Origin of the sequence: Pseudarthrobacter phenanthrenivorans, assembly GCF_036455295.1 — a bacterium.
GTDB classification, from domain to species: domain Bacteria; phylum Actinomycetota; class Actinomycetes; order Actinomycetales; family Micrococcaceae; genus Arthrobacter; species Arthrobacter phenanthrenivorans_C.
The window spans coordinates 42,107-60,350 of record NZ_JAYXNX010000014.1 but is presented as its reverse complement, the minus strand read 5'-3'; the positions used below and the strand labels follow the sequence as shown (position 1 = coordinate 60,350).

The window sequence follows — 18,244 nt, the reverse complement described above, 5'->3', positions numbered from 1 at the left end:
CCTTGGCTGGGCACTGCGCCCTGAATTCCCGCTTGCTCCATCAGATATGGCCCCTAAAACCGGAGTTTAGGAGCCATATCTGATGGGGCAAGCTGCTGGGTCCTGCTTACAGCAGGCTGCGCAGAACGTGGGCGGCGCCGTCGTCGTGCACCGAATGGGTGACCTCATCGGCAGCCGCCACCACCTCTGCCGGGGCCTGGCCCATGGCAACGCCGCGCCCGGCCCAGGTGAGCATCTCGATGTCATTCCTGCCGTCACCGACGGCCACCGTGAGGTGCTCCTCGAAGCCAAGCCGGACGCGCAGGTTTTCCAGCGCGCTGGCCTTGGTGACGCCGGCGGCGGCGATGTCCAGCCACGCGGTCCAGCCCACGGAGTAGGTGACTCCGGCCAGGCCCACGTGGTTGATGGCCTCGTTGAACTCCTCGGGGGTGTTTTCGGTGCTGAACACCACCACGCGGACGGCGGTTGCCTCCAGCATGGTGTGGAAGTCCACGCCCACAGCCTCGACGCCGAAGCTGGCGTCCTGGAACCGCTCCGTGGACAGGAAATTGCCGTCGGCGTCTTCAAGCGCATACTTGGCGGACGGGAGGCGTTCGCGGAGGGCACGCAGTGCCGGGGCGGGATCGAACGTGGCCTTGTGGATCACCTCGTAGCCGTTTTCCAGGTCGGGGTGGAGCCGCAGGGTCACACCGCCGTTACAGCAGACGGCATATCCGCGCTCGATTCCGATCTTCTCGATGATGGGAAGCGTGGCATTCAGGGAGCGGCCGGTGGCGATCATCACCTCATGCCCGGCAGCCACTACGGCCTGCGCGGCGTCCCGCACCCCGGGGGACATGTGGCCGTCATGGTTGACCAGCGTGCCGTCCACGTCCAGGGCGACCATGAATTTCCGGTCAATAGCGGTGAACTCGATGTTGTTCAGGTTGGTGTTCTGGTCATTCTCTCGCCGGTCATCGTTGCCGGCGACTGAGGTTTCAGTCAGCGTTGTCATCCACATAGTGAACCAGACGTGACTGACAGGCGCTAGGACGGGGGCCACACGTTTACTGAACTGTTGGTTAACACGGCGGGTTTCCACATGGGTACTGTCCGGCGTCCCCTTCGTTGCACACCCACCCACGGACGTTGCACCCCCGCACGCGCCGGTGCAACGTCCATTAGCCGGTGCGAATATGAGATTCCCGGTTGTCCACATGAACCTGCTGCCCTCTTCAGCGCCGGGGCATGATCCTGTGACGATGAGCGGCATGCACCTGATCTCGGCTCAAGATCTCCGCCGCTCCACCGGGGACACCCGTTCACTCAGCAGGCGCTATGCGCAGGGTGAACTTGTCCGCGTCCGCAAAGGTGTTTACGCCGGGAAGGAAGAGTGGATATCCCTGGCTCCGTGGGAAAGGTACTTCCAGACTGTCCGCGCCGTGGACCTGGAACTCCCGGGATCTACGTTCTGCCTGAACTCAGCGATTGCTGTTTGGAACTTGGACCTGCTTGCAGTTCCTGGATACGTCCATCTGTCCGGGGCATCGAGGGGGCACACCGGCCGGACGCAACCCACCACCTCCGCGGCGTGCAACAGGTCTGGCCATACGGGCCTCGAACGCATCAGCGCTTACGGCATTCACAGGCATCCCGGTCAACCTGCCGCGGTGGAGCACGCAGGGCTCCAGGTAACTCCCCTGCCCGAGACCGTAGTGGAAGTCATCGCGAGGGAAAGCTTCACGGCAGGCGTAGTGCTGGCGGACCACGCAATTAGCAGCCGCCGCACGTCGGGACCGGCGCTCAGCAGGGATGGGCTGCTGAACAAGGCTGCCCGGCTCCCCTTAGGAGCCCGCCGGAACTGGGTGGCACAGGTGCTCGACTTCGCATCACCCGAGTCAGAGTCGGCCGGTGAATCGCTCAGCCGCGCACAGATGCATCTTCTCGGTGTCCCGGCCCCTATGCTGCAGGCAAAGTTCCGGCAGGAAGGTTCGCTGCTGGCCCGGACTGACTTCTTCTGGCCGAAGTACCGCCTGGTCGGTGAGTTCGACGGCGACGCCAAGTATCTCAATGACGACTACCTGGGCACCCGGACGGCACGGCAGGCCGTGCTGGCGGAGAAGAAGCGCGAAGACAGGCTGCGGGCGGCGGGTTTCCGGGTGGTTCGATGGGACTGGGCAACAGCCTCCGACCCCGGCCGCCTTGCGGCGCGCCTCCGGCAGGCAGGCCTGCCGGTCGCCCGGCCCAGACCACATAGCACCCGCTAACGGACAGTGCACCCCCGAATTCGGGGGTGCACTGTCCACTCAAGGGTGCACTGTCCAGGTCCGGGTGCACCAGCGAGGAAAAACTACAGGACCGGGAGGACCTCGAGGCCGCCGATGTACTTCTGCAGGGCCTTGGGCACGTTGACCGAGCCGTCCGGGTTCTGGTGGTGCTCCAGCAGGGCCACGATCCAGCGGGTGGTGGCCAGCGTGCCGTTCAGGGTGGCCACAGCACGGGTGCCCTTGGAGACCCCTTCAGCGTTGACGATGCGTTCGCGGATGTTCAGGCGGCGGGCCTGGAAGGTGGTGCAGTTGGAGGTGGAGGTCAGTTCGCGGTAGGCGCCCTGCGTGGGGACCCAGGCTTCACAGTCGTACTTGCGTGCGGCCGAAGTGCCCAGGTCGCCTGCCGCGGTGTCAATCACCCGGTAGGGCAGCTCGCACTTGGCCAGCATCTCCTCTTCCCAGGCCAGCAGGCGCTGGTGTTCGGCGGCGGCCTCCTCAACGGTGGTGTAGATGAACATCTCCACCTTGTTGAACTGGTGTACGCGGATGATGCCGCGGGTGTCCTTGCCGTGCGAACCGGCCTCCCGGCGGTAGCAGGAGCTCTGGCCGGCGTAGCGGATGGGACCGGCGGAGAAGTCCAGGATCTCGTCCGCGTGGTATCCAGCCAGTGCCACCTCGGAGGTGCCCACGAGGTAAAGGTCGTCTTCGGCGAGACGGTAGATCTCGGCGTCGTGCTTCACGTCGAAGCCCGTGCCCTGCATGGTCTCCGGACGCACCAGGGTGGGGGTGATCATCGGGACGAAGCCCGCCTCGATGGCCTGGTCCATGGCCATCTGCAGCAGGGCCATTTCCAGCCGGGCTCCAACGCCCTTGAGGAAGTAGAAGCGGGCGCCGGAGACCTTGGCGCCGCGTTCCATGTCGATCGCGCCGATCAGTTCACCGATCTCCAGGTGGTCCTTGGGCTCGAAGTCGGGGAATTCGCGGGGCGTGCCGACGGTCTTGACCACCACGTAGTCATCCTCGCCGCCCTCGGGAACGCCGTCCTCCACCAGGTTGGGGATGGTGCGCAGCAGTTCTTCCTGCTTGAGCTGGGCGGCATCGGCCTCGGCGGAGGCTGCCTTGACGGAATTGGCCAACTCCTTGACCTCGGCCAGCAGGGCCTGCTTCTCCTCGCCCTTGGCTTTGGCTACCTTCTTGCCGTACACGTTCTGTTCCGCGCGGAGGTTTTCGAAGCGGAGCAGGGCGGCACGGCGGGTGGAGTCCGCGGAGATGATCGCGTCCACCACTGATTCGTCCGCGCCGCGGGCACGCTGGCTGGCACGGTACTTGTCCGGGTTTTCGCTGAGGTCTTTTACGTCGATCACCAGACAAGGGTATCCAATTCGGTGCACGACGGCGGGCTGCGGGCTCCGTGCCCCCGCCCGCCGTGCGCCGGGCTACTGTTGAAGCACCATGAGCGACTGGATTCTCTACCTGCTGATTGCGGTGGCGCTTGCCTTCGCCACCTCCAGCTGGTGGGGGGTGCGGCGCCTCAAGGCCCTGCATGTGCGCAGCACCGTGGCCGGCGAAGCGTACGACTCCGGGCTGGGGCTGCAGCGGGTGGCCGTGGTCCTGAATCCCATCAAGGCGCGGGCAGCCGAGGCGAGGGCAACTATCCAGCGGGCCTGCCTGGCAGCCGGCTGGGAAGAGCCGGTCTTTTTCGAAACCACGGCGGAGGACCCCGGCTTCTCCCAGATGCAGGCGGCCCTTGCAGCCAAGCCCGACGTCGTCCTGGTGGGCGGCGGCGACGGCACTGTACGCGTGGTGGCTGAGGCCCTGGCCCACACCGACGTGGCGATGGGCCTGATCCCCCTGGGCACGGGAAACCTGCTGGCACGCAACGTGGACCTGGACGTCAACGATCTGCATGGCAACATCCAGACCGCACTTTTCGGCCGCCAGCGCTACATCGACACCGCCCGGATGGCCATCGAGAACTCCCGTACCGGCCATTACTCGGAACACCTGTTCCTGGTGATCGCGGGCATCGGCATGGACGCGGAGGTGCTGGCGGACACCAACGCTGGGCTGAAGAAGGCCGTGGGCTGGCTCGCCTACACGGAGGCCGGCGTCCGCCACCTCCCGGGCCGGCGCAAGAAGGTATCCATCGCCCTGGACGGCAGCCCGGAGCAGATCCGGAACATCCGCAGCGTGCTGTTCGCCAACTGCGGCCTGGTGCCGGGCGGCATCGATTTCATTCCGCAGGCCATGATCGACGACGGCATGCTGGACGTGGTGGTGATGAGTCCCCGCAGCGCCCTTGGCTGGCTGCTGATGTACATGAAGATCATGTTCAAGCACAGCGGAAAGCTGCCCATCATGACCGTGTACCGGTCCACCAAGGTGGTCATCAAGTGCCCCGAGCCCATGCCCACACAGCTCGACGGCGATACGTCAGGTGAGGCGACGCAGCTCACGGTGCGGGTAGAGCCCCGGTCACTCCTGGTCAGGGTGAAAGGGCAGGTCCAGGCAGCGGTGGGATAGAGACACTGGGCTACGTTGGCGCCCGCTTATGGGAGGGCAGGCATCCGGATGACGGCCTTTTCAGGAGCCGGTTTTCTCCTCTGGTTCCTTCTCCACGTGCGTGCCGTGCTTGGCGGCAGCATGGGCTTCGGACTGCTCGCGGATCATGGCCTGCTCCTCTTCGAAGCGCAGGCGGTCAGCCCGGTCCGCGTCGTCCCCGTCCCAGTCCTGGTTGTCTCCCGACGGCTTGGGGTTGACGATCATCCCCTGGCCGTCGTTTTCGGTGCTGCTGGTCATGACCCTCTCCCTTCGTCAGGGGCCATACCCCGTGTGGATCAGGCAAGCATACGCATTGTCCACAGCCCGGGGAAGTACTTCGAAGCGCTTTTGCCTACGCTGTTGGCGAAGCCGCAAAACCGTTTTCACCTGCGGGGCGTTCCCCCGCCAGGATGGATTCAACCCAGGATTGGGCGGCCGAGAACGCTTCATCTGAGGTGTGTGCCGCCACCTGGGAGGCCTGGCCGTCCGCCCTGGCGTAGGAGCCCAAAAAGCGCGTCGCCGGGCTGATGCGGTGCAGTCCTGCCAGCGCATCAGCCACCCGGGCGTCGGCCACGTGGCCGTCGGCGTCAATACTGAAGAAGTAGTGCCCCAGGTACTGTCCTGTGGGGCGGGATTCGATCCGGCTGAGATTGACGCCGCGGCTGGCGAACTGGTCCAGGATCTCCATGAGTGCGCCCGGGCGGTCCTCCGGCAGCGGGACAGCCACCGTGGTTTTGTCCGCGCCGGTGCGGGCGGGAAGCACTTCCGGGCGGCTGACCAGGATGAAGCGGGTCACGGCGCCGGGATTGTCGCCAATGTTTTCCGCCAGGACCGACAACCCGGCATGTTCCTGGGCAACGAGGGGAGCACAAATGGCGGCGTCATAGTGGCAGTCGTTGTCCAGCAGGCCCACGGCGGCGGCCGCAGTGGAGGACCCCGGGACATATTCTGCTTCGGGGATGTTCTTGTCCATCCACAGCCGGCACTGCGCCCAGGCGTGTCCGTGCGTGGAGATTCTCCGCACGTCCTCCACCCGCACACCGGGCCTGGCCACGAGGACGAAGGTGATGGGTACCAGGACCTCGCGGACGATGCGGAGTTCGGGACCGCCCGAAATTGCATCCAGGGTGGCAGTGACTCCGCCCTCAACCGAGTTCTCGATTGGAACCATCGCAGCGTCCGCCACCCGGTCCCGCACCAGGTCCAGGGCAGCGTTGACGTTGGACGCGGGAATGCGGATCGCCTGGAGCGCGTCCGGAACCTGCAGGAGGGCGGCCTCCGTGAAAGTGCCTTCCGGCCCCAGGAAGGCGTAGGTACGGGAAGCAGCGGGCACTAAAGCACCAATGGCTTGAGTCCGTTGTCCGAGACCAGGGGCTTGCCGGATTCGAGCCACTGGTCCATTCCTCCGGCGACGTTGATGGCGGTGTACCCCTGGCCCGTGAGCCACTGGGCAACGCGGAAGGACCGGCCGCCGGTGCGGCAGATGACGTAGACGTCCTCATCGGGATCGAGCTCGGCCAGCCGGGCCGGGACCTGGTCCATGGGGATGTGGAGTGCGCCGTCAGCATGTCCGGCAACCCACTCGTAGTCCTCACGGACGTCCAGGATTACCGCGTCGGTGGGGACGTCATGGACGGGGACGGTATCGAAATCACTCATCGGAAGTCCTGTCTTGGCGGATCAGAGTCACTTTTAAGCCTATCCCTTCCACCTGCTTCCGCCCCGACCGGAGGCGTCACGCTCGAAACAGATGCCGGAAAGCAGCGGGTTAGGCTGGTGAAGCACAAGGAGGTTTCCATGTTCCGAAAGCCCGCGGCCATCACCGCGCGACCGCCGCGTCCGAGCGCACGGACGGAACGGAACACCCCGGAGCCGCAGCGGAGGGCACATCTTCGTGGCTGAACTCCACGACCTTTCGGCAGTGCAGCTGCGGAATCTCCTGCGAAGTGGAACAGTCTCCGCCGCAGATGCCGCCACCCATTTCCTCGCGCGGATCGGGCAGCAGAACCCCCGCCTGGGCGCCTTCATTACCGTCACCGGGGACCAGGCCATGGAACAGGCACGGGCAGCCGATGCCTGGTACTCCCGCGCCGTGGACAGCGACCTTCCGCTGCTGCACGGCATGCCCCTGGCCTTCAAGGACCTCACCGACGTGGCCGGGGTGGTGACCACGCATGGCAGTGCGGCCCTGGAGCACAAACCTGCGCCGTCGGACGCTCCCCTGGTGTCCCTCTTCAAGGACGCCGGCGTGATCACCCTGGGCAAGACGCAGGTGCCCGAATTCGGACTGACGGCCTACAGCGAAAACCGCATTGCACCGCCGTCGCGCAATCCCCATGCCCCCAGCAGGAGTTCTGGAGGTTCGTCCGGCGGCAGCGCCGCGGCGGTGGCGGCAGGGCTGCTGCCGTTCGCACCGGGGACCGACGGCGGCGGGTCGGTCAGGATTCCGGCGGCGGCGTGCGGGCTGGTGGGGCTTAAGCCGGGCCGGGGCCTGGTGCTGGCCGGGGAAAGCGCGGGAGATCCGGCCCGACTGGTGGTGCCCGGGCCCCTTGCGCGCAGCGCGGAGGATGCAGCACTGATGATGGATGCGCTGGCGCCGGGGAACGGATACCTCCAGGCACTGCGCCAGGAGCCTTCCCGGCTCCGCATCGGCGTCACGCTGGACAGCCCCTGGTCGGGCACCTTTCCGTTCGCTCCGGAGGCCGAGGCATTTGACGCCCTCCGCGCCGGCATCGCCCTCCTGGAGCACGCGGGGCATGTCCTTGGCGAGGCTGCCATCCGTTATGACAACCGCTACCCTGACGCCTTCACCACGGCCTGGACCGCCGGGGTTGGCGCGGCGAGGATCAGCCCCACGCGGGAAGCCCTGCTGGCACCCCTGACCCGGACTTTCCGGCGGCGCGCCCAGCAGCGCAGCCCCGCGAAACTGGCAGAAGCGCTGGCCTTCCTCCGGCAGTTCCAGCACGACACCGTAACCCAGTACGGGCAGTGGGACCTCATGCTGATGCCGGCACAGGCGCAGACGCCGCGGCCGGTGGGATGGTTTACCGGCACCGGACATGGCAGTGAGCGATGGCCCGCGGCGCAGTGGCCGGGCGATGCAGACGGCGACTACCGCAAGCAGTGCGAATTCGCGCCCTGGTCCTCCATGGTCAACGTGTGCGGCCTGCCGGCCGTCACCATTCCCGTGCACTGGACCGGCGGGAGCCCCGGCAACGGGCTTCCCATGGGCATCCAACTGGTGGGTCCGATGGGCTCGGAGGCACTCCTCCTGCAGGTGGCGCACCAACTGGGATACTGACGCCAGCCCGGGCTGTTGGCCGTTGTTGACCTGAACCTAACGGCCACTTAACCCGCGCGTAACGCCCACGGCGCAGACTGGAAAAAGCACCATTCAGCACCCTCCATTCGCCCTACGCCCGATGAGGAGTTGCCCCACCATGAACGCAGAAGACCCTGCTGCCAGCGCCGGAACCACCGAAACGGCCGACGACGAGCGGCCGGACCTGAACAACTCCAACGTCCGCGAGGACCTGGCCATGACGGGCCGGTGCGCCCTGGTGCATCTGCCCACCGGCCGGACCTGCCTCCTCCCCCTGCGGCACCAGGGGCCCTGCGAGTTCCACCGCCCGCAGGAGGCGCAGGACGTGGTGCGCGGCAGCTGACCCGGCGCCCTGAAAGCCTGGCCGGAAGCCGGCTGGCCGCCATGCCGCGCGTTGGCGGATTTGCCTCCCCGGGCCCCTGACCTTCGCCGGCCTATCGACTCCCGTCACAAACCGGAGGACGATTAAAGGGCAGTCACCATCAAGGAGGTCTGTGATGTGCTACGCATCGAACAAGGACTTCGGGTGGGGCGCGAGGAAAGAAACCAAGCGCCAGCCTGAAGCGGAACCGGCAACTCCCGAAAAGACTCCGGAGGAACCGGTCAAGGCACAGGACTTCACCTTCTGGGCCTTCCCCAAGTGGCGCCGGACGCCTGCACCACGCACCCCTTCCGCTGAACGGAGCAAAGAGAGGGTGTGACACCCGGGTCCATCCAGGCCCGGCGTGGGTCCAAAGGAGGGGTTCCCGCTCGGGGACCCCTCTACTCGCGGGACCCGATTCCGTCCCCGGCGCAGCTTTGCCGCCCCGCGCCCCGGCGCCGGGCGTTGTGCTGCGGCAACCCCGGCGTCTATGGTTGAAACATAAGCATGCTTAGCATTCTGGGAAAGGGGACGGGCATGAGCGCAGGACAGTACAGTCCGGGGCCGGACGGGCGGCCGGAGACCGAAGCCGGCCAGACGCCGTCGAACGTGGGCAGGGCCTCAGCAGACCGTGCCGGGACATACGGCAACGCCCCCTCATATGCCCCCGGTGAGCCGGGAACGCCCGCCACGGGAACGAGCCCGGGCGCCGGCGTGGCCCCGGAACGGAAAGTCACGCGCACGGGTGTCATCTGGGCCGCCGTCGTGGCAGCCCTGGTGCTGCTGATCCTGCTGATCATCTTCATCCTGCAAAACCAGGAACTGGTCCTGGTGAAGTTCCTGGGTTTCGAGGGTTCCGTCCCGCTGGGCATGGCACTTTTCATCGCCGCCGTAACCGGAGGCGTGCTGGTGGCAGCAGCCGGCGGCGCCCGCATCCTGCAGCTTCGCAGGAACGTCCACCGGGACCGGGTGCGGCAACGGCGCTAGGCCTCACCGGCTGACGCCGGTGGACTGCGCGCGGAAAAGGTGGCGGCGGTGGGCAAGGTGGTTGTCATGAACCACGTGACGCTCGACGGCGTCATGCAGGGACCCGGGCGGGCGGACGAAGACACCAGGGGCGGCTTCAGCCGCGGCGGCTGGGCGGTTCCTTACGCTGACCAGGCGACCGTCCGGAAGATGGGCGAACGGATGGGCCAAGATCATGCCTTCCTGTTTGGGCGGCACACCTATGGACAGCTGCTCCAGTCCTGGAACACCAGGGGCGGCCCCTTCAGGGAAGCCCTGAACAACACGCCCAAATACGTGGCTTCCAGCAATCCCGACACCAAACTCGAATGGCCCCACTCCACCCTCCTGCACGGCGACGTTTCCGCCGCTGTGCAGGAACTCAGGGAGGGCCCGGGGCCGACCCTGGTGATTATGGGCAGCGGCGTCCTGATCCGCTCACTGATGGCCGCCGACCAGATCGATGAGTACCTGCTCATGATCCATCCCGTGGTGCTGGGCAGCGGCCAACGGCTGTTCGCCGGTGGCAGCCACGCGGTGCTGCGGCTCATCGAAGCGGAACACACGCCCACCGGCGTCCTGATGGCTTTGTACATTCCGGACCGGGGGTAGGAGCGGAAGCGGCCCCGCCCCATGCGCCCGGCACGCGTCCGGCACGCGTCAGCGGCTTCCCAGATTGGCGAACTTGCGGACGCGGACGGCCAGGAGGTCAGGCACCGGGACACCCGCGACGGACGCCAGCTCGAACTCGATGGCCCGAGCCATCCGGGTGCAGAATCCGCGTGGCTCCAGTGAGGCATCGCCGCGCTCGTCAACAATGTGGTCCACCAGGCCGTTCGCATACAGCGCGGCGACGTTGACCCCCTGCGCCTCCGCCATGGCCGGGGCGAACGCCGTGGTCCGGTGGACGATGGCGCTGGCACCTTCCGGGGGCAGCGGCGACAGCCAGCTGTGCTGGGCCGCGATGGTGCGGTCCGCGGGCAGCAGGGCCAGTGCCCCTCCCCCGGCACCCTGGCCCAGCAGCACAGAGACCGACGGCGATTCCAGACCGATCAGTTCATGCAGTGAGCGGGCAATCTCCCCCGCAAGCCCGCCCTCTTCCGCTTCCTGGGAAAGGGCTGCGCCGGCAGTGTCGATGACGGTGAGCAGGGGCAGCCGCAGCTCCTCCGCCAGCTTCATTCCGCGGCGTGCCTCCCGCAGCGAGCCTGGTCCCATCCCGGCAGCGTCCTTCCGCAGGGGGCGCGCGTGTCCGAGCACGATGCAGGACTGGCTGCCGAAGCGCGCCAACGCCAGCAGCAGACCCGGGTCCTTCTCGCCCTGCCCCGTCCCATTGAGGGGCAGCGCGTCCCTGGCGCCGAACTTCAGCAGTTGGCGCAGGTCAGGGCGGCGGGGCCGCCGGGAGAGCTCGATGGAGGTCCAGGCGTCAACGGCCGCCGGCCGGATGTTCAGGGTTTTGGGCGGAGCAGGTGGCGCAGCCGCCGGATGTCCGGGAGAGAGGATGTCCAGCGCCCGGGCCACAAGGTCGGCCAGGTCCCCGGGCTCCACCACGCCGTCGATCAGCCCCTTGTGGAAGAGGTTCTCGGCGACCTGCACGTTCTCCGGGAACGCTTCGCCGTAGAGGGCCTCGTACACTCGCGGGCCCAGGAATCCCAGCAGGGCTCCGGGCTCGGCCACGTTGATATGTCCCAGCGATCCCCAGGACGCCATGACGCCGCCGGTGGTGGGGTGGCGCAGGTACACCAGGTAGGGCAGCCCGGCCTGGCGGTGTGCCCGGACAGCGCCGGTAATCTTCACCATCGACAGGAACGCGAGTGTCCCTTCCTGCATGCGGGTTCCGCCGGAGGCAGGGCCGGCCAGCAGCGGCAGGCCCTCCGCGGTGGCGCGTTCGACGGCGGCAACGATCCGTTCCGCCGCGGCATGCCCGATGGAGCCGGCCAGGAAGGAGAATTCGCTGACGATCAGTGCCACCCGTCGTCCACGGATCAGCCCCGCACCGGTGATGACCGATTCGTCGGTGCCGCTGCGGTCCCGGGCTTTGGCCAGGTCCCTGGCGTACTCCTCCGACAGCGCGGGCTGTTCCGGTTCGGTGTCCCAGGAGACAAACGAGCCTGGGTCCACCACCGCGTCCAGCAGTTCGGTTGCGTTCATGTGCCGTACCTTCTCTGCCGTCGCCATGCTATTTGGACCCGCCAGGCGTGGCGCCCAGGCCCAGCCATTCGCGGATTGCGGCGCCGTCCTCGTTGAGCAGAGGGGGCGCGTCGTGGCCGGTCCGGGTGGTTTCGGCCGCGTCCCCGGGTGCGAAGAACCGCAGCGGCGGACCGGGCAGGCTGATCTTTCCAAGCAGCGGATGCTCCACGTCAACCACCAGGCCCTGGGACGCCACCTGCTCCCAGGCGTACACCTCGTCCAGCGAGCGGACCTTCCCTGCCGGGATCCCGGCGTCGTTCAGTTTTTGCAGCAGCTCAACGGCGCCGTAGGCCGCAAAGGCGCGTTCGACGGCGGCAATCACCTCGGCGCGGTTCCGCACCCTTTCCGCATTGCTGGCAAAGCCCGGGGCAGCCGGGTCCAGGCCAAAGGCCGCGGCGAAGGACTGCCAGAGCTTCTGGCTGCCGACGCTGATCTGCACGCTCCCGTCCTTGCAGTTGAACAGGCCGTAGGGGGCGATGGACGGGTGGTGGTTGCCCTGGGCCTGCGGGACTTCACCTGCGATGGTGGTCCTGGTGCCCTGGAAGGCGTGGACCCCGATCAGCGATGCCAGCAGCGAGGTCCGCACCACTTGGCCCTGCCCGGTCCTGTTCCGCTCCACCAAAGCGGCGAGGACACCAAAAGCACCGTTCATCCCGGAAAGCAGGTCCGCGATGGGGACGCCCACGCGCTGGGGATCGTCCGGTCCCGAGCCCGTGAGGGACATGAGGCCTGCTTCGCCCTGGAGGATCTGGTCGTAGCCGCTGCGCTGTGATTCGGGCCCGTCGTGGCCAAAGCCGGTAATGGACAGGATGACCAGCCGCGGGTTGAGCTGGTGCATGGCGGCGGTGGAGAAGCCCAGCCGGTCCATGACCCCGGGCCGGAAGTTCTCGATCACCACGTCCGCGCGCTCCAGCAGGCCGCGCAGCACCGCCTGCCCGTCATTGCTCTTCAAGTCCAGGGCGATGGACTCCTTGTTGCGGTTGCAGGACATGAAGTAGGTGGACTGGAGGTCGTCCTCCGGCCCCACGAAGGGCGGCCCCCAGCCCCGGGTATCGTCTCCGGTCCCCGGACTCTCCACCTTGATGACGCGGGCGCCGAGATCCGCCAGCATCATCCCGGCGTGCGGACCGGCCAGTGCGCGGCTGAGGTCGACGACGAGGTGCCCGGCCAGGGGTCCTTGGGAAGTTTCGGTTGTAGACATGCTGGGTTTCCTTTCTAAAGTGCGGCGGAGGTGGCTAGAGCCAGCCGGGAACCACCAGTGCCAACCAGGCCAGGGCGGGACCGGCCACGATAACTACGCCGCTGTAGCCGAGGATCCGCTTGTAGAACTGGTCCTTGTCCACGCCCTCGGGCGCGTTGGCCAGCACCAGGGCACCGTTGGTGGAGAACGGTGAGACGTCCACGATGGTGGCGGAGACCGCCAGGGCGCAGATGACGCCGACCGCGCCGATCTCGCCAGTGGAAAGGAACGGCACGGCCAGCGGGATGAGCGCCGCCAGGATGGCGGTGGAGGAGGCAAAGGCGGACACCACGGCGCCAATGAAGCAGATGATGAGGGCCGCAAGGAGCGGCATTCCCATTCCGGCAACGCCGCTGGAAACGAATTCGATGGTGCCGGCTTCCTCCAGTACGCCCACGAAGGTCAGCATGCCGCAGATCAGCAGCACGGTGGACCAGCTGATCTTGTTGATGGCGCCCTTCTGGGCTGCGGGTGATACCAGGGCCAGCACGATGGCGATGGTGATGGATACGAACCCGACGTCCATCTTGAAGCCGAGGGCCACCACGGCCAGCACGATCAGGCCGGCGATGGTGACCAGCTGCGGGATCCGGTCCTTGCGCTCCTTGGTGGCGGCGACGCCGTCGCCTGCGGGGTCGCGCGGGCCGTACATGCCGGAGCCGAAGCCCTTGAAGGGAACGTCGCCACCTGCTGCCTTGGCGCCGACGCTGACGGCGATCCGGGCTTCGGCTGCCTGCTCCACGAAGTGCCCCACCCTGGAGGACAGGAGGTTCCTTCCGCCCAGGACCGCGAAGAGCACCAGGGCGATGACCAGGTTGAAGATGAAGCTGGACAGGAAGAGTGCCGTTGGGCTGAAGGCCAGGTCCGTCTTGGCCAGGATGCCATTGACGGTGACACCGTAGACCGCGATGGGCGAAAATCCGCCTGCCTGCGCACCGTGGATGACCATCATGCCCATCAGGAGCGGGCTGATCCTGTACTTGCCGGCGAAGCTCAGGGCGATCGGGGCAATGATGGCGACGGCGGCGGGAGACAGGGCGCCTACGGCCGTGATGACGGCGGTGATGGCGAACATGACCCAGGGAATAAGGGCAACGCGGCTGCCCACCAGTTTGACGGCACCCCTGACCAGCAGGTCGATGGTGCCGTTGTTCTGGGCGATGGCGAACAGGTAGGTGACGCCGACGATGGTCAGGAAGAGGCCGCCGGGGAAGTTGGCCAGGATTTCGTTGGTGGACATGCCAAGGACTACGGCGCCCAGGAGGAAGGCGCCCACGAACGCGAGCGCACCCATGTTCAGGGGCAGGACGGTGGCGAGCAGGAACATCACCGCCAGGATGATGATCGATAAGACAGGAGCGGACATCTTTGGTCCTCCATTTGGGGAAGCTAGGGGGAGCGAGTGTGACGTGAGCTACTGGCTCACTGGACTAGCCTCTTAGACAGTGAGTCTATCTGTCAATAGATGAAGGAGGTATTCTGGACCCCGACGACCCAAGGGAGGGCTTAGTGGAAAAGACGGCACGGCTGGGCCTGGAACGGGTGACGCGGCCCCGGCTCTACGAGCAACTGGTGGAGCAGATCCTCGCCTACATCGAGTCCGCCCAGTTGAAGCCCGGCGACCTCCTGCCCGCAGAACGCGACCTCGCGGAGCGGCTCGGCGTTTCCCGCGCCACCCTGGCCCAGGCCCTGGTGGCCCTTGAAGTGCTTGGCGTTATCGATGTGCAGCACGGCACCGGGGCTGTCCTGGCCAGGCGGCCCAGCGTGGCCTCCGTCATCAAAGGCCTGCGCGCGCACCAGAGCCGCCTCCCGGAAATCGTGGAAGCCCGCAGCACGCTTGAAGTGAAGCTTGCCGCCCTCGCCGCTGAACGACGGACGGACCAGGACCTGGTGGCCATCGACAACGCCCTGGACGTCATGGAAAAGGAAATCCACGACGGCGACCGAGGCACCCACGGCGATGAGCTGTTCCACCAGGCCATCACGGCAGCTGCGCACTCGTCGGTGTTGGCGCAGTTGATGGCGTTCATCGCGGAGATGATCCTGGAGACCCGGATGGAATCGCTGGGCCAACCCGGACGCCCCGAGCAGTCACTGGCCTCGCACCGGAAGATCGCCGAGGCCATCCGCGGCCAGGATGGGGCCGCAGCAGCGGACGCCATGCTGGCCCACATCGACCTTGTCTCTGACGTGGAACTGCTCCGCTAGGGCCGCCGGCAGCCCGGCTGAAGTGCCCGTCCCGCCGTCGCCGCTTCCTTGGCCGGCCGGGGCTAGAAAGTGCCGGTATTCGAACCGGACGTGCCGGCGACAGCCAGGCCAATGATGAGCAGCAGCCACAGTGCACCGTAGCCCAGCAGGCACAGGTAGCCCAGGACCAGGCCGCTGATGGACATGCCCCTGCCCGAAGGTTCCCGGCGGAGGGCCAGATGGCCGGTGATGATGGCGGCGACCTGCGGAAGCACCAGCCAGCCCATGATGACCGAGGCGATGCCGCAGACCATGCTGGCAATGCTCAGGGTCTTCGGCTCCGGCCTGCCGTAGTAGGGCTGCTGGCCAAGGTACTGGGGCTGGTTGTACTGGGCTTGACTGTACTGGGGCTGGTTGTACTGCCGCTGGACGTACTGCGGGGTCCCGAACTGTCCCTGGCCATAGGATCCGCGGCCATAGTCGGGCTGGCCGTACTGTCCCTGGTTGTTCCCGGCCGGCGGCTGGTAGCCGGGCCAGGGCGAGCCATTGCCTTGGTAGTCAGGTCCCTGGGATGGCTGGTTGGTCATGGTTTCTCCCCTGCGAATCTGCCTACAGCCTACTTCAGTGCAGGACCAGGCGGATGGCCAGGAAGACCATCAGGACCCCGATCCCGGCGTCGATCCAGCGCCACGTCTGCGGCCTGTGGAGGACACCTGCCAGCGTCCGCGCCCCGTACCCCAGGGCCGAGAACCACAGCACGCTGCCGGCGACTGCGCCGCCGGCGAAGACCCAGCGCAGGTCGGCGCCCTGCTGGTTGGCCACGCTTCCCAGCAGCACCACGGTGTCCAGGTAGACATGCGGATTGAGGAAGGTCAGCGCTGCCGTGGTGGCAAGGACGGAGTTCTTTGACCTGGGCCCCTGCTCCGAAAGCGCGGAGGGTTTCGCAGCCGCCATGAAGGACCGCACCCCGAACCACAGCAGGTAGGCCGCTCCGGTCCAGCGCAGAACCTCCAGCACTCCGGGGAACCGCGTCGCCAGCGCCCCGATCCCCGCAGTGCCGCCTACGATCAACAGGGCGTCGCCGGCTATGCAGACAGCTACCACGGCGCCGATGTGTTCCCGCCTGATCCCCTGCCGCAACACGAACGCGTTCTGCGCACCGATCGCCACGATCAGCGCGAGCCCTGTCAGCATTCCGGTTATTCCTGCGGTCCACATATCAACGACGGTAGGACGCTGCGTTCCATGCAGGCAAACAAAGAATTTTACGCTTTCCTTAGAATATCTTCATGAACCTGGAACACCTGAAGGCCCTCGTCGCTGTGGTGGACGAAGGTACGTTCGAGGCAGCGGCGGATTTCCTCCGGATCACGCCGTCAGCCGTCAGCCAGCGGATCAAGGCGCTGGAAGCCTCGGTGGGACAGGTCCTGGTGCGCCGCCGTCTGCCCTGCACCACCACTGACGCCGGCGCCCTGCTGCTCCGGATGGCCCGCCAGGTGCAGGTGCTGGAGGCGGAAACGGCCGCAGCACTCGGCTCAGGAACGTCCTCCCGGGCCCATCTACCGGTGGCCGTCAATGCCGATTCGCTGGCTACCTGGTTTATCCCCGTGCTCCAGCAGGCCGCCGGATGGGACGACTCGGCCCTCGATCTCCATGTGGAGGACCAGGGCTACAGCAGCCAACTCCTGCGCGGGGGCGAGGTCATGGGCGCCGTCACTTCGGACCCTGTCCCGGTCAGTGGGTGCCGGGTGGAGCTCCTCGGTTCCATGCGGTACATCCCGGTGGCCGCCCCCGCACTGCACCGCCGTTTTGCCACCTCAAGGGGCGTCGACTGGGCGGCCATGCCGGTCCTGAAATTCAATGCGAAAGACAACCTGCAGCAGCAGCTCCTCGCGGCGAAGGGCGTGAGCCGGCAACCTCCCACGCATACGGTCCCGTCCTCGCAGGGATTCCTCACCGCGGTAACCGCCGGCCTGGGCTGGGGGATGATCCCGGAGCTGCAGCTCACGGACGAGCTGGAGTCCGGCGCGCTGGTCCGGCTGGAAAAAGCCGGGCACCAGGACGTGGCCCTTTACTGGCAGGCCTGGACCCTCGATTCGGAGCGGCTCAACCGGGTTACTGCCGCCGTCCGCAGCGCAGCGACAGATCAACTGCAGGCCGGAGGGACCCGGGAGGCTAGCGGCCCAAGTAGGGCAGGATATAGACGGCGAAAATGACGAAGGCGGCCAGCAGCGCCAGTTTTCCTCCGCTGGTGGTGCCGCGCTGCCGGGCCCTGCCATTCCGGCCGTGGGCGCCGGCAGTGGCGCCGGCGCGTGATCCTGCCGGTCCTCCGGCCCGCTGCGCCGCCCGTCGTCCGCCATTTGCCGCCCTTGGGGGCAGGGCCTTGCCCGCAGGGTGCCGGGCCGCGCTTTGGTCTCGTCCTGTTCCGTCCGGTCCTGGCGCCTTCCGGGGCGCGGGTTTCACGCGGGGAACTGCAGTGGAGCCGCCGGGCGGTAAAGCGTCCGCGGGGCGCACCACGGTTCCCGGACGCACGTTCCGCAGTGCGGTGATGCCCGGCTCCTGTTCGTGCGTGAGCTGCTGGCCAAGTTGCGCGTACAGCCCCACTACCTCCTGCTGGTCCAGCACTGGAGGGAGCGCCTCGATGGCGGCCACCACCCGCTGGGAGCCCGCAACGGCAACGTCCGAGTTGGTCACCCCGAACAGGTCCGGCTGCGCGGCCATGCAGATGAGCGGCCGCACCAGCCTGCGATGCGGCGGAGTCAGCACCGAGGCCACGGCAGCGCACTGGGCCAGGGCACCTTCAACTGCCTGGGTCCGCGCAAAACGGCCCTGCCACAGCACACCCGATGCCACCCGGACCTCACCGGTCCAGTTCTTGGAGTCAACCACCACCACACCGCCAGGCCCTACCAGGACGTGGTCCAGGTTCGCTTTGGGACGGCCCGGCCAGTGGACATCGTGAAGCACGTACCAGCCGTGCGGCACCAACTCGCTGAGCTTGTCCGCCACCACCCGCTCCCCCACGGCACCGGCGTCCCACGATTTCGTGGAGCGCTCCGCGTGGTCCAGCCGGCGCTTCAGCCTGGCTACCCGCTCGGCGGCGAGCCTGGACTGCTCCGCTGCCCCGTCTCCTGCCACCATTGGACGTCCCCGTT

Annotated in this window: 20 protein-coding genes; 9 read left to right on the top strand and 11 right to left on the bottom strand. The window is 67.0% G+C overall.

Annotated elements, in window-relative coordinates:
* Positions 1 to 106 precede the first annotated feature (106 nt).
* Positions 107 to 994 (bottom strand): HAD family hydrolase, encoded by an 888-nt coding sequence (locus VXJ37_RS16660; RefSeq protein ID WP_331324154.1) that lies wholly within the window; start codon positions 992 to 994, stop codon positions 107 to 109.
* A gap of 247 nt (positions 995 to 1,241) precedes the next feature.
* Here VXJ37_RS16660 and VXJ37_RS16655 point away from each other — a divergent pair, with 247 nt between their 5' ends.
* Positions 1,242 to 2,246, top strand: a complete 1,005-nt coding sequence (locus VXJ37_RS16655; RefSeq protein ID WP_331324152.1) for a hypothetical protein — start codon at positions 1,242 to 1,244, stop codon at positions 2,244 to 2,246.
* Positions 2,247 to 2,329: 83 nt separating this feature from the next.
* Here VXJ37_RS16655 and serS read toward each other — a convergent pair whose 3' ends face one another.
* A complete protein-coding gene (gene serS, locus VXJ37_RS16650; RefSeq protein WP_331324151.1) occupies positions 2,330 to 3,610 on the bottom strand; it encodes a serine--tRNA ligase in 1,281 nt (426 codons plus the stop codon).
* Positions 3,611 to 3,698: 88 nt separating this feature from the next.
* On the opposite strand from serS, the gene VXJ37_RS16645 reads away from it, so the two are divergent.
* Positions 3,699 to 4,769 carry a diacylglycerol/lipid kinase family protein gene (locus VXJ37_RS16645; protein ID WP_331324150.1) on the top strand — a complete coding sequence of 357 codons (1,071 nt, stop codon included), beginning with the start codon at positions 3,699 to 3,701 and terminating at the stop codon, positions 4,767 to 4,769.
* Between the two features lie 60 nt (positions 4,770 to 4,829).
* Here the strand turns inward: VXJ37_RS16645 and VXJ37_RS16640 are convergent, their stop codons facing one another.
* From VXJ37_RS16640 to VXJ37_RS16630, 3 genes are all read right to left on the bottom strand, one after another.
* Complete coding sequence (locus tag VXJ37_RS16640; RefSeq protein ID WP_331324149.1) at positions 4,830 to 5,045, bottom strand: hypothetical protein; 216 nt, start codon at positions 5,043 to 5,045, stop codon at positions 4,830 to 4,832.
* 94 nt (positions 5,046 to 5,139) lie between these two features.
* Complete coding sequence (gene pheA / locus VXJ37_RS16635) at positions 5,140 to 6,120, bottom strand: prephenate dehydratase (RefSeq protein ID WP_331324148.1); 981 nt, start codon at positions 6,118 to 6,120, stop codon at positions 5,140 to 5,142.
* Positions 6,120 to 6,446, bottom strand: a complete 327-nt coding sequence (locus VXJ37_RS16630) for a rhodanese-like domain-containing protein (protein ID WP_331324147.1) — start codon at positions 6,444 to 6,446, stop codon at positions 6,120 to 6,122. The genes pheA and VXJ37_RS16630 overlap by 1 nt, the downstream gene beginning before the upstream one ends.
* A gap of 235 nt (positions 6,447 to 6,681) precedes the next feature.
* On the opposite strand from VXJ37_RS16630, the gene VXJ37_RS16625 reads away from it, so the two are divergent.
* From VXJ37_RS16625 to VXJ37_RS16605, 5 genes are all read left to right on the top strand, one after another.
* The gene (locus tag VXJ37_RS16625; RefSeq protein WP_331324146.1) at positions 6,682 to 8,088 is read left to right on the top strand and encodes an amidase; all 1,407 of its coding nucleotides are present in this window, start codon (positions 6,682 to 6,684) and stop codon (positions 8,086 to 8,088) included.
* Between the two features lie 139 nt (positions 8,089 to 8,227).
* A complete protein-coding gene (locus VXJ37_RS16620) occupies positions 8,228 to 8,452 on the top strand; it encodes a hypothetical protein (protein ID WP_331324145.1) in 225 nt (74 codons plus the stop codon).
* A 154-nt stretch (positions 8,453 to 8,606) separates the two neighbouring features.
* Positions 8,607 to 8,810, top strand: coding sequence for a hypothetical protein (locus VXJ37_RS16615; protein WP_331324144.1), 204 nt, complete (start codon positions 8,607 to 8,609; stop codon positions 8,808 to 8,810).
* 197 nt (positions 8,811 to 9,007) lie between these two features.
* Complete coding sequence (locus tag VXJ37_RS16610; protein WP_331324143.1) at positions 9,008 to 9,457, top strand: LapA family protein; 450 nt, start codon at positions 9,008 to 9,010, stop codon at positions 9,455 to 9,457.
* Positions 9,458 to 9,523: 66 nt separating this feature from the next.
* The gene (locus VXJ37_RS16605; protein WP_331324142.1) at positions 9,524 to 10,087 is read left to right on the top strand and encodes a dihydrofolate reductase family protein; all 564 of its coding nucleotides are present in this window, start codon (positions 9,524 to 9,526) and stop codon (positions 10,085 to 10,087) included.
* A 48-nt stretch (positions 10,088 to 10,135) separates the two neighbouring features.
* Here VXJ37_RS16605 and VXJ37_RS16600 read toward each other — a convergent pair whose 3' ends face one another.
* From VXJ37_RS16600 to VXJ37_RS16590, 3 genes are read right to left on the bottom strand one after another with little or no spacing between them, the layout of a single operon-like run.
* A complete protein-coding gene (locus VXJ37_RS16600; protein ID WP_331324141.1) occupies positions 10,136 to 11,650 on the bottom strand; it encodes a carboxyl transferase domain-containing protein in 1,515 nt (504 codons plus the stop codon).
* 1 nt (position 11,651) lies between these two features.
* The gene (locus tag VXJ37_RS16595; protein WP_331324140.1) at positions 11,652 to 12,863 is read right to left on the bottom strand and encodes a CaiB/BaiF CoA transferase family protein; all 1,212 of its coding nucleotides are present in this window, start codon (positions 12,861 to 12,863) and stop codon (positions 11,652 to 11,654) included.
* A gap of 34 nt (positions 12,864 to 12,897) precedes the next feature.
* Complete coding sequence (locus VXJ37_RS16590) at positions 12,898 to 14,268, bottom strand: SLC13 family permease (protein WP_331324139.1); 1,371 nt, start codon at positions 14,266 to 14,268, stop codon at positions 12,898 to 12,900.
* A gap of 143 nt (positions 14,269 to 14,411) precedes the next feature.
* On the opposite strand from VXJ37_RS16590, the gene VXJ37_RS16585 reads away from it, so the two are divergent.
* Positions 14,412 to 15,110, top strand: a complete 699-nt coding sequence (locus tag VXJ37_RS16585; RefSeq protein ID WP_331324138.1) for a FadR/GntR family transcriptional regulator — start codon at positions 14,412 to 14,414, stop codon at positions 15,108 to 15,110.
* A gap of 62 nt (positions 15,111 to 15,172) precedes the next feature.
* Here the strand turns inward: VXJ37_RS16585 and VXJ37_RS16580 are convergent, their stop codons facing one another.
* Together VXJ37_RS16580 and VXJ37_RS16575 are read right to left on the bottom strand one after the other, a co-directional pair.
* On the bottom strand, positions 15,173 to 15,676 hold the full coding sequence (locus tag VXJ37_RS16580) for a DUF4190 domain-containing protein (protein WP_331324137.1): 504 nt from the start codon (positions 15,674 to 15,676) through the stop codon (positions 15,173 to 15,175).
* A 34-nt stretch (positions 15,677 to 15,710) separates the two neighbouring features.
* Positions 15,711 to 16,283, bottom strand: a complete 573-nt coding sequence (locus VXJ37_RS16575; protein ID WP_331324136.1) for a LysE/ArgO family amino acid transporter — start codon at positions 16,281 to 16,283, stop codon at positions 15,711 to 15,713.
* 95 nt (positions 16,284 to 16,378) lie between these two features.
* Between VXJ37_RS16575 and VXJ37_RS16570 the strand changes: the two genes are divergently transcribed.
* On the top strand, positions 16,379 to 17,305 hold the full coding sequence (locus VXJ37_RS16570) for a LysR family transcriptional regulator ArgP (protein WP_331324135.1): 927 nt from the start codon (positions 16,379 to 16,381) through the stop codon (positions 17,303 to 17,305).
* Here VXJ37_RS16570 and VXJ37_RS16565 read toward each other — a convergent pair.
* Entirely contained in the window at positions 17,265 to 18,230 is a 966-nt protein-coding gene (locus VXJ37_RS16565; protein ID WP_440589831.1) for a nuclease-related domain-containing protein, read from the bottom strand. The genes VXJ37_RS16570 and VXJ37_RS16565 overlap by 41 nt on opposite strands.
* Positions 18,231 to 18,244: the final 14 nt, after the last annotated feature.

Coding starts and splice junctions, on each gene's coding strand:
- VXJ37_RS16655 (WP_331324152.1), top strand. CDS start 1,242: ATGAGCGGCATGCACCTGATCTCGGCTCAAGATCTCCGCCGCTCCACC.
- VXJ37_RS16615 (WP_331324144.1), top strand. CDS start 8,607: ATGTGCTACGCATCGAACAAGGACTTCGGGTGGGGCGCGAGGAAAGAA.
- VXJ37_RS16590 (WP_331324139.1), bottom strand. CDS start 14,268: ATGTCCGCTCCTGTCTTATCGATCATCATCCTGGCGGTGATGTTCCTG.
- VXJ37_RS16605 (WP_331324142.1), top strand. CDS start 9,524: ATGAACCACGTGACGCTCGACGGCGTCATGCAGGGACCCGGGCGGGCG.
- VXJ37_RS16595 (WP_331324140.1), bottom strand. CDS start 12,863: ATGTCTACAACCGAAACTTCCCAAGGACCCCTGGCCGGGCACCTCGTC.
- VXJ37_RS16575 (WP_331324136.1), bottom strand. CDS start 16,283: ATGCTGACAGGGCTCGCGCTGATCGTGGCGATCGGTGCGCAGAACGCG.
- VXJ37_RS16610 (WP_331324143.1), top strand. CDS start 9,008: ATGAGCGCAGGACAGTACAGTCCGGGGCCGGACGGGCGGCCGGAGACC.
- VXJ37_RS16630 (WP_331324147.1), bottom strand. CDS start 6,446: ATGAGTGATTTCGATACCGTCCCCGTCCATGACGTCCCCACCGACGCG.
- VXJ37_RS16660 (WP_331324154.1), bottom strand. CDS start 994: ATGACAACGCTGACTGAAACCTCAGTCGCCGGCAACGATGACCGGCGA.
- VXJ37_RS16580 (WP_331324137.1), bottom strand. CDS start 15,676: ATGACCAACCAGCCATCCCAGGGACCTGACTACCAAGGCAATGGCTCG.
- VXJ37_RS16645 (WP_331324150.1), top strand. CDS start 3,699: ATGAGCGACTGGATTCTCTACCTGCTGATTGCGGTGGCGCTTGCCTTC.
- VXJ37_RS16600 (WP_331324141.1), bottom strand. CDS start 11,650: ATGGCGACGGCAGAGAAGGTACGGCACATGAACGCAACCGAACTGCTG.
- VXJ37_RS16640 (WP_331324149.1), bottom strand. CDS start 5,045: ATGACCAGCAGCACCGAAAACGACGGCCAGGGGATGATCGTCAACCCC.
- VXJ37_RS16620 (WP_331324145.1), top strand. CDS start 8,228: ATGAACGCAGAAGACCCTGCTGCCAGCGCCGGAACCACCGAAACGGCC.
- VXJ37_RS16570 (WP_331324135.1), top strand. CDS start 16,379: ATGAACCTGGAACACCTGAAGGCCCTCGTCGCTGTGGTGGACGAAGGT.
- VXJ37_RS16565 (WP_440589831.1), bottom strand. CDS start 18,230: ATGGTGGCAGGAGACGGGGCAGCGGAGCAGTCCAGGCTCGCCGCCGAG.